Origin of the sequence: Glycomyces sp. L485 (assembly GCF_022548875.1) — a bacterium.
GTDB lineage: Bacteria > Actinomycetota > Actinomycetes > Mycobacteriales > Micromonosporaceae > Glycomyces.
The window spans coordinates 15,011-26,481 of record NZ_JAKZEW010000024.1 but is presented as its reverse complement, the minus strand read 5'-3'; the positions used below and the strand labels follow the sequence as shown (position 1 = coordinate 26,481).

Sequence of the window (11,471 nt, the reverse complement as noted above, 5' to 3'; positions counted from 1 at the left end):
TTGCGGAAGAGTTGGACGACTCATGACTGAGACGCTGCCCATTGCCACCCCCCAGCGCACCCGCGCCTACGTGCGCGAGCTCCTGATGCGGCGACATGCCACGCAGTTCGCCACGTCATGCGCCCTGACCGTCGCCGCCGCACTGGCCGCGCTCGTCGTGCCGTATTTGCTGGGGCAGATGACTGCGGACCTCGCGGCGTTCCTCCGAGGTGCCGGGCCGGACCCGTCGAGCGCACTCGATTGGCAGCTGGCGGCAGTCGTGGCCTCCCTCCTCGCTCAGGCGCTCCTGACCTGGGCTGCCGTGCGCAGTGTCTTCACTCTCGGCGAACTGGTGCTCGCCGAGGTGCGTGAGGAGTTCATCGGCCGGACACTCTCGCTACCGCTCGCTCAGGTGGAGCGTGCCGGCACCGGAGCGCTCCTGTCGCGCGCAACGCTCGATGTGGATCAGGTCAGCGTCGGCATGACCGATTTCACGCCGCGATTCTTCACCAACTCGGTGACGCTCATGGTCTATCTGGCGGCGGCGCTGTGGATCTCGCCCTTGCTGACGGCTTCCGTCCTGGTGGTGGTGCCGCTCTTGGTTTTGGCGATGCGGTGGTATCTGCCGAGGGCGTCAGAGGCGTTCCATGCGATGCAGGAGCGCATCGCCGAGCTCACCTCCACTGTGTCGGAGACGGCAGACGGCGTCGGCACCGTGGAGGCCTTGGGCTGGCAGCGGCGGCGTCTGGCCCAGACCGAGCGCGTCATGGACGACGTCCGCGCGACCTACGCCCACACGGTTCGCCTGCGCAAGGTGCTCTACCCGGTGCTCGACTTCTCGGTGCTGTTGCCTTGCGTGGTCACGCTGTTGTTGGGCGGCAGCCTGGTCGCCGCCGGCCGCATCGGACTAGCCGAGACCACCACCATGGTGCTTCTCATGCAAATGGCGGCGGCACCGGCTATCGAGGTCATCCGCAGCATGGAGGGAGTCCAGCGTGGGCTGGTCTCACTGTCGCGCCTCATCGCGATCGGCGGGGAGCGGCCCTCGCCTGCGTTGGAAGCGAGCACTACTGCTGCCGCTTCGATCCCTCCCGACGCCGTGATGGATCGGTCGGCCGATCCCGTCATCGAGCTGTCCCGGGTCGGCTTCGGCTACATTCCTGGTCGGCCGGTGCTGCGGGAGGTCAGTATCGCGCTGCGCCGTGGCGAGAGGCTGGCCTTGGTGGGGCCGACCGGAGCCGGAAAGTCCACCTTGGCCCGGATGCTGGCGGGAGTGCAGCCGCCCGATGAAGGTTCGGTATTGATGGGCAGCATCCCGTCCACCCGCCTCGGCTCCGCCGAGTTGCGGAGGTTCGTGATGCTGGTGACGCAGGAGTTCCACCTCTTCGCGGACACGCTCGGCAGCAATCTGCGGTTGGGCGTGCCGGATGCCACTGATGCCGACCTGGAGGCCGCATTGGATGCCGTGGGAGCCCGAGATTGGGCGGCAGGCTTGCCCGACGGTTTGAGCACTGAGGTGGGTGACCACGGGCGCCCGATGTCGCCGGCGCAGATTCAACAGGTGGCCCTGGCCCGGGTCGTCCTGGCTTCGCCCGAGGTCGTCGTGCTCGACGAGGCGACGTCGATGCTCAGCCCGCATGCCGCCAGCGCCGTGGAGGCGGGGTTGAACCGTGTCCTCGACGGGAGGACGGTCGTCAGCATCGCCCACCGGCTCGCCACCGCGCACGACGCCGACCGGATCGCCGTGGTCGAGGACGGCCGCATCACTGAATGCGGCACTCACGACGAGTTGTTGGCGCAAGCCGGCCGCTACGCGTCGCTGTGGAAGCGGTGGCACAACCTTTGATCCACGGTCCAGTTCCCACAGGTCATTGAGCTCCGACCATATTCCTTCGAGCGTTTCCGAGAGATGATGCAGGTTTTCGAACAGGTCGAATCGCAGGTCCGCTCATACTGTCGCAGCTGGCCCACGGTGTTCACCACCGCCGTCGAGCCAATCACAGACCTGGTGGGTACCGACGCCGATGTCGAAGGGGGCGACAGGGACCGGGCGGCGGGAACCTGGCGCTCCCGCCGCCTGCTCCTCGCCCGGGACGGTGCCGGGTTCTCTCTCCACGACACGGTCCTGTTCACCGGGACCTCCACGACCATGCACTATGCCAACCACATCGAGGCCGTCTACGCCATCGAAGGCGCAGGGACGCTCCGCGACCTGGAAATCGGCGAGGTGCACCACCTCGCCCCCCGGCACTATGTACGTCCTCGACGGACACGAGCGCCATACCCTTGAGATCGAGCAGGATCTGCGCTGTATCTGCGTGTTCAACCCGCCGGTCACCGGCCAGGAGGTCCACGATGCCGACGGTGTCTACCCGCTCTTGCTCGATTCCGACACCTGACCTAGAAACGACTCTTCGCGCAGAAGTTATATGATCAACGAAGGAGGTGTCAATTAATGGAACCGTGGGAGCGGCTTCGAGCCGATTCGCTTGTGTTTGAGGATCGCGATCTACTGGCATTGAATAAGCCTGCTGGGATCTCCGTGGTAGGGGAGAGATCGGGGACCGACCTTCTTCGTCTCGCCAAGGAGGCTGGAGAATACGTGAATCCGATACATCGAATAGATAAGGCGACTTCGGGCTTGATTCTCCTTGCTAAGAATTCCAAATTTCACGGCACTGTTACTAGGCAGTTTGCGAAGCGTTCGGTCTTGAAGGCGTACCTGGCCATCACGAAATCAACGGATCTCCCAGAATTCGGCGTCATAGATCTTCCCGTGATGACGGCCAGCAACGCGCGCGTCAGGATTGCTGCGCTTCGCGATGACATTCGACATGATGAAGAAAGTAATCGATGGTATGTCCGCGATTTCGATGTCTATAAGCATGTAAGAAGCTATCCCTCACAGACCATTTTTGCGCGGCTCTTCGAAACCGAGTCGAATTCGGTAGTCCTTCTCCGCCCTGTCACGGGGCGCCGACACCAAATCCGGGTGCATCTCGCTTGGATCGGGCACCCCATCAACGGAGATCCTCTCTTCGATAAGAAGGCAGCCGCTAGAGGCGAACGAACCGCACTCCATTCATGGGCGTTGACGTTTCAAATGTCCGATACTTCTGATTCTAAGACTTCATTGACCGCGGCCCCAGGAAACGATTTTTGGACCCCCATTGAAAGAGCATCGGATCCAGGCACAGTCTCGACCATCATCGCGGACGCCCGAGACAGGTTCTCGGAGCTCGATTCGGTGTACCTGGACGTACTCCAGAGCCTATCCATCAAAGAAAAGTGATTTCAATACCTATCGAGGCTCGGTCCCCGTTCTTGAAAGGTGACAGGATGACCAGCGATGCACGTGGTCCACTGCGAGACCAGATTCTTTCCCTCCTGTTAGAGATTACTCGTGAGACGGGGCGACCGCACTCCATCGGCGACCAAATGGCGCTGATCGAGTTGTTGGAAACGGATCTGGAATTCAGAACTGCAGCCGTCAGTGGGACCGAGAGGAGATTCGGGATCGAAATGGATACGAATGCTGCGTTTATTGAGGGTATCCGCGGCCTCACCGCTCTCACGGAGTACGTTCACGCCAGGCGAAACGGCGGAGACCCGGTATTACGGCCGCACTGCGACGTCTATTCTGACTTCGCATCGACGATGATTCCGGGGGCGCTTGCGGGACGTGAGTCTGCCAAGCACGGACGAATGCTGGCGGGACGGAGCACTTTCGCCGGCTTCGATCGGTACGCCCAGGGTAAGCTCGGTGAAGTGCTATTGGCCCTTGGGATGGAAGGCTTCGATGTCCTCGTCGAGTGATTCACGCGCATCCCTAACGGTGACATGCTCTAGTTCGGGAGACCGGAGGGAATGCCCTATCTGCTGCTCGATCAGTTCAGGATGAGCGCATGGCGAGGTAGCGCAGGCATTGCTCGCCGGGCGTTGCCCTCCATCCGGCGGAACCCGGGTTCGGGCGGACATCGCGGATGCGAAGTCGGGATAGCAGGGTCTGCTCGCTCAGTCCTTCCGCGCTGATGCTGAGATGGACATCCTTCATCTCGTAAGAGAAAGTGGCAATGTCCGCGGTCGCGAGCGTGTCGACGTTCCTCAGCGGGGTCGTTAGGCCTAGCCCGGTACGCTTAACTACGGACTCTTTTCGGGTCCACAAGGGGCTGAGATCATCCTCCCGGAAGAATCGGTCTCGATAGCGGCGCTCTCCCTGGGCGGCGATCTGCTCGAAGAGACCCTCGTCGAAAGGTATACGCGACTGTACGTCAACACCGATCGGCATGGGAGCCAATGCACATGCGCAGACCGAGTCGTCATGCGACCAGTTGAAGTGCCAGCCGCAAGGTCCCTGGAACTGAGGTTTGCCAAACGTCCCGAGGACGACTTCGGGTAGAGGGATCCCGACTCGTTCCTGCCAGAGATACTGCAGCAACGAGAACGCCACCACACTCGTGTACCGATCTTCCTGTCGGTGAAAGCGGTCGCTCTTGAACTGCCGCTCGATTGGTACAGCGGCCCTCAGGTGTTCGAACGTCGTTTCGTCCAGAAGGCCCGCGCGGGCGATTGCCAGATCGATCATTAGCCCGCCTGCGGCCGATCACGATCGGTGACCAGGAGGACTATCACAGCCCAGTGACGGCTGAAGTCGAAGTGCCCACCGGGGAAGACATGGCTCTGCCGCCGTTGGATCCGGACCGGGCCGTTTCGACCATCGCAAGTGTGGCTTCGATCCGGTCGGCAATCGCCTTAGCTTGGGCGTGGCCCTCCTCAAGGCGGTCGACAGTCGCGCCGAGCTGATTCGCGCTCCTCTCGGCGCTGAGAGCGCGGAGCTGGCCGCGGCATTCGTCGGCTGACTCGCTGCTGGCCGCGATCGCGGCGATGAGGTGGCGAGTCTGGTCCAGGGCGGCGCGGATCGCGGCGGCGAGGGCGTCGACTGAGGGCAAGCGGGGCTCCGTCCATGGGGGTGTCGGCTGCGGTCAGCCTAGCGTAAACCGGGCAAATCATGAGGCGCTCGATGGCCCGGCCGTCACAGCATCATCCTGGGTAGCCGCGGTCCGGAACGGGCTCCGATCGGTGCCTGCCCGGGTTATGTGTTGGCGACCTTGGTGGCCTTCGCCATTGCCTCGTTCCAGGGGAACTGTTCAGCGATGGGACCGCCGTGGCGGCGTTCGTGCTCGGGCACCTCCAGGAAGGTCACGCCTTCCTCGGTCAACCTCGACCTTTGAGGGGGACATTTGGCGCAGAGCAACCATCTGCCCGACACCACTCCCGCCAACACCCCCGCGACCATTGCCGGGATTACCAGGCGACCATCTACAAACTCGGGCCCTTCCAGGGCCGACCGCTTGGTCATGGAGCCCGAGCCGGACGGCGAGCGAGGCCTCCTGCAGGCCCACCTCATCGCACGGGCCTCCGGAGACGGCCGACAGCACTGTTTCGGGGTCGCTTCTCCCCCGGTGTCGCCGTCCCCGTTCGGGACCCGTCCCGGCTCGTTCCTGTCGATGCGTTGTATCGACACGGTCTCAACGCTGGACTTGACGGGGTGCCGTAGGCCAAGATGAGGCCATGTGCCCCCGAACGACCGATCTAGACGTCACCGTGGAGGCGCCGTGCATCCTGTGATCGGATACGTCATCGCCTCGGGGCTGTTCGCCATCGGACTCTACGGGGTCCTCACCAGACGCAACGCCGTCATGCAGCTCGCCGCCGCCGAACTCATGCTCGGCGGCGTCCATCTGGTCCTGGTCACCACCGACGTCGTCCGCGGCGCCTACACCGGGCAGAGCTTCGCGCTGTTCATCGTGGTCATCGCCGCCGCCGAAGTGGGCGTGGGGCTGGCGCTCGTGCTCAACCTCTGGCGGGCCCGCGCGACGATCGACACCGACGACCTACCCGAGGAGACGCGGGAAGAACAGGCGGGTCGGCGCTTATGACTTTCTTCGCGTGGGCGCTGGTCGCTCTGCCCGCCGCGGCCGGACTCGCCGGGCTGATGCTGCGGCGTCGCGAACACGCGGCCTGGCTCGGCGTCGGGGCCCCCGCCGCCGCTCTGGTGTGCGCCGTCGCGGCCGGGTTCGCCAATCCGGTCACCGCGTTCGCCCTGGCCGACTTCGGCTCGGTGCGCGTCTTTGCGGCACTCGACCTCTCGCCCACGGCCGTAGCGGTCGCCGTCGCCAGCGCCGCCGTCTCCATGCTCGTGCAGCTCTACTCGGTCGCCTACCTGCGCGATGATCCGCGGTACGTTCCGTTCACGGCGCAGGTGAACCTGTTCTGCGCGGCGATGCTGCTCGTGGTCGCCGCCGACGACCTGGTGTTCCTGCTGATCGGTTGGGAGGTCATGGGCGCCTGCTCGTACCTGCTCATCGCGCACTACGCGAATCTGCCCGAGGCCCCGGGGTCGGCCGCGAAGGCGTTCTTGGTGACGCGGTTCGGCGACGTCGGGTTCGTGCTCGGTGTCATGGTCCTGGGCGTCTCGGCCGGGACGTTCCGCGTCAGCGAAATCGGCGAGGTCTCCTCAGGGGTCGCGACCGCCTCGATGCTGCTGATCCTGTTCGGGTGCGTCGGGAAGTCGGCGCAGTTCCCGCTCCAGGTGTGGCTGCCTCCGGCGATGGCCGGCCCCACGCCGGTGAGCGCGCTCATCCACGCGGCCACCATGGTCGCCGCCGGGGCGTACGTTCTGGCCAGGCTGCTGCCGGTGTGGCCTCCGGAGCTGCTGATCGTGGTCGCGATCGTCGCGGCCGTCGGCATGGTCGGGGCCGGGCTGTGCGCCTTCGCGGCCACCGACGTCAAGGGCGTCCTGGCGTGGTCGACGATCAGTCAGGTCGGGTTCATGTTCGCCGCCGTCGCCGTCTCCGCCGCCGACACCGCCCTGTTCCACCTGCTCGCGCACGCGGCTTTCAAGGCGCTGCTGTTCCTGACCGCCGGGGTCGTGATCCACATGGCGGCCACCGACGGCTCGTTCCGGACCACGCGTCTGCGGCCGGGCTCCTCGCCGCTGGCGTTCTGGTCCATGACGATCGGCCTGGCCGCGATGGTCGGACTGCCGCCGCTGGGCGGGTTCTACAGCAAGGAGGCCGTGCTCGGCGCCGCCTCCGAGGCCGCGACCGCTGCGGGCGTCGTCGTGTTCTGGGCCGGTGTCGTCGGCTCGATCATCACCGCCGCCTACTCGGCTCGACTATGGCTGCTGCTGTTCTGGCGCGGCGGCGCCGAGGCGCGGCATGCGACGCCCCGGCCCGAGGCGATCGGGCTGTGGACGCTCTCGATCGGCACCGTGGGCGTCGGCGTCCTGTACTTCGCCGGGCCGCTCCGCCTGCCCGCGCTGCACCTGGACCTCATGGCGCTCATGCTCATCGCCAGCGCCGGCGGGCTCTACCTGGTCGGCGACTCGTGGTGGCGCGACAGGGCCCGCGACCCGAGCAGACTGCTCGGGAGGACGAGAGGCCTGTTCGCCGAGGGCGTCTACGGCGACGCCGTGGCGACCTCGACGGCGCGTTCTGCCGCGCGGGTCGCGACAGGTGCGGCGCGGCTGCTCGACGAGCAGCTGGTTGACCGGACGGTCGTCGAGGGCTCGGCGCGCGCGACCGTGGCCGCCGCCCGTTGGACCGAGGCGGGCCACCGGGGCGGGCTGGTCGGGTACCTGCGGATCAGCGTGGCCGGAACGCTGCTCGTCGCCGTAGTCGCGATCGGAGTGAGCCTGTGGGCGTAGTCCTCATTGCCGCTGTTGCGCTGCCTTTCCTCGGGGCGGTGCTCGCCTGGCGGTACCGCTGGCACGACATCGGCGTCCTCAGCTCGGTCCTGGCATTCGGGGCGGTCGCGGCGCTCCCGTTCGGGCGCGGCGACCTCTGGTGGCATGAGGTCCACTTCGCCTGGGCCCCGGGGATCCACTTGGACTTCGCCCTGGCCGTCGACGGGGTCTCGTGGCCGCTGGCGATGCTCACGGCCCTGCTCGGCGTGCTCTGCTGCGTGCACAACGCCCGGTCGGGGGAGCCCACGCTCACGGCCCTGCTGCTCGCCGTCCAAGGCGCCTCCACGGCGGTGTTCCTGTCCGAGAACCTGGTCCTGTTCTTCATCGCGTTCGAGGCGGTCCTGCTGCCCATGTGGGCCGTCGTGTACCGCTACGGGGACGAGCGCACCCGCCGCCGGGCCGCGGCGAAGTTCGCGCTCTTCACCATCGCCGGGTCGCTGCTCATGGCCACCGGCCTGTTCGCGGCGATCGCCGATGCCGGCACCGCCGACCTCGGTGACATCATCGCCGCCGGGGGCGTCAGCGAGCGGCTCTCGCTGACCGTCTTCGTCCTGCTCGCGCTCGGGTTCGCCGTCAAGGCGCCCCTGTGGCCGCTGCACTCGTGGCTGCCCGACGCCCACACCGCCGCGCCCACCGTCGGCTCGGTGCTGCTCGCCGGCGTGCTGCTCAAGCTGGGCACCTACGGCCTCATTCGCGTCGCCGGCGGCATCGCCCCCGACGGCGCCGCCGAGGCCGCCCCGGTCCTCGCGGTGCTAGGGGCGATCGGCATCGTCGTCGCAAGCCTGGTGTGTCTGGGGCAGGCCGAGATCAAACGACTCATCGCCTATTCTTCGGTGGGGCACATGGGGTTCGTGGTGCTCGCCTTCGCGACGGGTACCGAGGCCGGGATCCGGGCCGCACTGTTCGCCAACCTCGCCCACGGCCTCATCACCCCGCTCCTGTTCTTCCTGGCCGGGGCCCTCAAGGACCGCACCCGCACCGGTCAGCTCGCCGAGCTCGGCGGCTTGCGCCTAGCCGCGCCCGCGCTCGCGGGTGTGCTCGGGTTCGCCTCTCTCGCCTCGCTCGGACTGCCGGGCCTGGCCGGGTTCTGGGGCGAGGCGTTCACGGTCTACGCCGCCGCCGACCGGGGCGGCCCCTGGCTCGGGCTCGCCGTCGCCGCGGCGCTCGGCGCGTTCCTGACCGCGGCCTATCTGCTGCGGATGCTCAAGTACGTCAGCCACGGTCAGCCCACGCCGGCGGTCGTGGGCATCAAGGGCGCTTCGACCGCCGAACTTGCCATCTGGTCCCCGCTGGTGGCTGCCACGCTCCTGCTCGGCCTCGTCCCCGGCCCGCTGCTCGACCTGTTCGCGACGGGAGTGCTGTAGATGGAGACCCAGGCGATCGACCACGCCGCGCTGCTGCCGCTCTACCTGGCGGCGGCCACGGCCGCGGCCGCGCTGTTCGCCGGGCGCTTCGCTAAGGCCGCCGCAATGGCCGGGCTCGCGGCGTCGGGCTCCGCGGCGGTGTGGCTGGCGTTCGGACCGACACGAGAGACCTTCGCGGTCGGCGAGTGGCACTCCTTCGCGGCCGACGACGCCTCCATGGGCCTCGCCGCGCTGTTCGCCGGGATCACCGTGCTGGTCGCCGCGATCAGCGGCAGCCGGGAGAGCGAGTACTTCTTCCTACTGGCGATCTCGGCCTCCGGCGGCATCGCACTCGCCTCAAGCCGGGACCTCATCACGCTCATCGTGGCACTCGAAACGCTCACCGTCCCGCTGTACCTCCTGGTCGCCAAACCGGGGCGCGCCGGCGCCGAAGCCGGCGTGACGTTCCTGATCGCCTCCATCACCGCCTCGTCGACCGCGCTCATGGGCGCCGCCCTGCTCTACGCCGCGGGCGGCTCCGTCCACTTCGCCGCACTCTCCGAAGACCTCGACGGCGCCGACACCAGACTCGTCGCCGCCGGGACGGCGCTGCTCCTCGGCGGACTCGCGTTCAAACTCGCCGCCGCGCCGCTCCACTCCTGGGCGCCCCTGGTCCTCGAACGCGCACCGCTGCCGATCGCCACATACCTGGCGAGCGCGTCCAAGCTCGGCGGCGCCGTCGCCGTCGTCTGGGTCGTCCACTTCGCTCTCGCCCCGTCCGCGGGGACGGTGGCCGGGATCGTCCTGGCCGGGATCGCCGTGGCCTCGATCGCGGTCGGGAACGTCGGCGCTCTGGTGCAGCGCCGCACCGTCGGCGTGCTGGCCTGGTCCGGGATCGCGCACGCGGGCTACGTGCTCGCGCCGCTCGGAGCGCTCAGCGCAGCGACCGGGAGGGACGGCGAAGCCGCCGCGGCCTCCGCGGCGCTCGCCTACGCGGTGTTCTTCGTGCTCATGGAAGCCGGGGCGTTCGCCTCCCTCACGTCCATGCGCGAACACGACGGCGGGGCGATCGCCGACCTCGGCGGACTGTTCCGGGCCGCACCCCGCGCCTCGACCGTCTTCGTCATCGCCGTCATCGGACTGGCGGGACTGCCGCCCGCGCTCGCCGGGACCTTCGCGAAGATCGCGGTCCTGGAATGGCTCGCGTCCTCCGCGGTGTGGCTCGCGGTCGTCGTCGTGGCCGGAGCCGTGGTGGGCCTGGCCTACTACCTGCCACTGGCCCGCACCGTCCTGGTCTCCCGGGGCGGAGAAGGGGCGAAGGACCGGTACGGGCTCGCGGTCCTGGCGATCGGCGCGGCCCTGGTCGCGGTCAGCCTCGCCCCGCAGGCCGTGCTGGAATTCACCTCGTTCTCGCAGTGAACTCCCAGGTCAGCGAGGAATACTTGCCGTCGAAAAGGCGTTTAGTCCTCGGAATGGGGAAAGAGGGACCATGAAACACCGCAACAGCCTCAAGACCGCGGTCCTGCTCGGCGCGCTGACGGCGCTGGTGATCGCGATCGGCTACGCCTTCGGCGGCTCCACCGGCGTCATCATCGCCGGTCTCATCGCCGTGGGCATCAACGTCTACGCCTACTTCAACTCCGACAAGATCGCGCTGCGCTCCATGCAGGCCCGGCAGGTCTCCGAGGCCCAGGCGCCGCAGCTGTACGCGGTCGTGCGGGAGCTCTCGCAGCGGGCCGGGGAGCCCATGCCCCGGCTCTACGTCGCACCGACCCCGCAGCCCAACGCGTTCGCGACCGGCCGCAACCCCGAGAACGCGGCCGTGGCCGTCACCGACGGGATCCTGCGGATCCTCACCCCGGCCGAACTGCGGGCGGTCCTCGGCCACGAGCTATCGCACGTGTACAACCGCGACATCCTCATCTCATCGGTCGCCGGGGCGCTCGCGGGCATCATCACGACGCTGGCGAACATCGCCTGGTTCATCCCGATCTTCGGTGGGGACCGCAACGGGCCCAACCCACTCGTGCTCATCCTGACGATGCTGCTCGGTCCGCTCGCGGCCGGGCTCATCCGCATGGCCGTCAGCCGCTCGCGCGAATACGAGGCCGACGCCTCGGGCGCGCGCCTCACCGGCGACCCGCTGGCGCTGGCGAGCGCGCTGCAGAAGATCTCGGCCGGGGTCGACCGGATGCCGGCCAGGGGCGACAGCCCGCTGGCGAGCGAGGCGCACCTGATGATCGAGTCGCCGCTGCGCGGCGGCTTCTCGAGCCTGTTCTCGACCCACCCGCCGACCGAGCAGCGGGTGGCGCGCCTGCGCGAGATGGCTCGCGGAGTCATCCGCTGAGCCGTTCACCGGACACGGCAAGGCAGCTGTGCCCGCGCCGGGGCACAGCTGCTGA

At 67.6% G+C, this 11,471-nt stretch carries 10 protein-coding genes and 1 pseudogene; 9 read left to right on the top strand and 2 right to left on the bottom strand.

What is annotated here, in order from left to right:
* The first annotated feature begins 22 nt into the window (after nt 1-22).
* From L0U85_RS13045 to L0U85_RS13025, 4 genes and pseudogenes are all read left to right on the top strand, one after another.
* A complete protein-coding gene (locus tag L0U85_RS13045) occupies nt 23-1,825 on the top strand; it encodes an ABC transporter ATP-binding protein (protein ID WP_241378197.1) in 1,803 nt (600 codons plus the stop codon).
* A gap of 159 nt (nt 1,826-1,984) precedes the next feature.
* Nucleotides 1,985-2,378, top strand: a pseudogene (locus L0U85_RS21345) (ectoine synthase).
* Between the two features lie 56 nt (nt 2,379-2,434).
* A complete protein-coding gene (locus tag L0U85_RS13030) occupies nt 2,435-3,271 on the top strand; it encodes an RNA pseudouridine synthase (RefSeq protein WP_241378194.1) in 837 nt (278 codons plus the stop codon).
* A 47-nt stretch (nt 3,272-3,318) separates the two neighbouring features.
* Complete coding sequence (locus L0U85_RS13025; RefSeq protein WP_241378193.1) at nt 3,319-3,795, top strand: hypothetical protein; 477 nt, start codon at nt 3,319-3,321, stop codon at nt 3,793-3,795.
* A 76-nt stretch (nt 3,796-3,871) separates the two neighbouring features.
* On the opposite strand, the gene L0U85_RS13020 is transcribed toward L0U85_RS13025, so the two are convergent.
* Nucleotides 3,872-4,564: a 4'-phosphopantetheinyl transferase superfamily protein gene (locus L0U85_RS13020; protein ID WP_241378192.1), complete on the bottom strand. Its 693-nt coding sequence runs from the start codon at nt 4,562-4,564 to the stop codon at nt 3,872-3,874.
* A gap of 43 nt (nt 4,565-4,607) precedes the next feature.
* The gene (locus L0U85_RS13015) at nt 4,608-4,928 is read right to left on the bottom strand and encodes a hypothetical protein (RefSeq protein ID WP_241378191.1); all 321 of its coding nucleotides are present in this window, start codon (nt 4,926-4,928) and stop codon (nt 4,608-4,610) included.
* 666 nt (nt 4,929-5,594) lie between these two features.
* Here L0U85_RS13015 and nuoK point away from each other — a divergent pair.
* The 5 genes from nuoK to htpX all read left to right on the top strand — a co-directional run bounded on the left by nuoK (nt 5,595) and on the right by htpX (nt 11,416).
* Nucleotides 5,595-5,918, top strand: a complete 324-nt coding sequence (nuoK, locus tag L0U85_RS13010; protein WP_241378190.1) for an NADH-quinone oxidoreductase subunit NuoK — start codon at nt 5,595-5,597, stop codon at nt 5,916-5,918.
* On the top strand, nt 5,915-7,687 hold the full coding sequence (locus tag L0U85_RS13005) for a proton-conducting transporter membrane subunit (RefSeq protein WP_241378189.1): 1,773 nt from the start codon (nt 5,915-5,917) through the stop codon (nt 7,685-7,687). Before nuoK ends, L0U85_RS13005 begins: the two co-directional genes overlap by 4 nt.
* Nucleotides 7,678-9,090, top strand: a complete 1,413-nt coding sequence (locus L0U85_RS13000; RefSeq protein WP_241378188.1) for an NADH-quinone oxidoreductase subunit M — start codon at nt 7,678-7,680, stop codon at nt 9,088-9,090. Before L0U85_RS13005 ends, L0U85_RS13000 begins: the two co-directional genes overlap by 10 nt.
* On the top strand, nt 9,091-10,488 hold the full coding sequence (locus L0U85_RS12995) for a proton-conducting transporter membrane subunit (RefSeq protein ID WP_241378187.1): 1,398 nt from the start codon (nt 9,091-9,093) through the stop codon (nt 10,486-10,488).
* 70 nt (nt 10,489-10,558) lie between these two features.
* Entirely contained in the window at nt 10,559-11,416 is an 858-nt protein-coding gene (gene htpX / locus L0U85_RS12990; RefSeq protein ID WP_241378186.1) for a zinc metalloprotease HtpX, read from the top strand.
* Nucleotides 11,417-11,471 lie beyond the last annotated feature (55 nt).

Excerpts from the sequence above, each read along its gene's own strand:
- L0U85_RS13045 (WP_241378197.1), top strand. The coding sequence starts at position 23 with ATGACTGAGACGCTGCCCATTGCCACCCCCCAGCGCACCCGCGCCTAC.
- L0U85_RS13030 (WP_241378194.1), top strand. The coding sequence starts at position 2,435 with ATGGAACCGTGGGAGCGGCTTCGAGCCGATTCGCTTGTGTTTGAGGAT.
- L0U85_RS13025 (WP_241378193.1), top strand. The coding sequence starts at position 3,319 with ATGACCAGCGATGCACGTGGTCCACTGCGAGACCAGATTCTTTCCCTC.
- L0U85_RS13020 (WP_241378192.1), bottom strand. The coding sequence starts at position 4,564 with ATGATCGATCTGGCAATCGCCCGCGCGGGCCTTCTGGACGAAACGACG.
- L0U85_RS13005 (WP_241378189.1), top strand. The coding sequence starts at position 5,915 with ATGACTTTCTTCGCGTGGGCGCTGGTCGCTCTGCCCGCCGCGGCCGGA.
- L0U85_RS12995 (WP_241378187.1), top strand. The coding sequence starts at position 9,091 with ATGGAGACCCAGGCGATCGACCACGCCGCGCTGCTGCCGCTCTACCTG.
- htpX (WP_241378186.1), top strand. The coding sequence starts at position 10,559 with ATGAAACACCGCAACAGCCTCAAGACCGCGGTCCTGCTCGGCGCGCTG.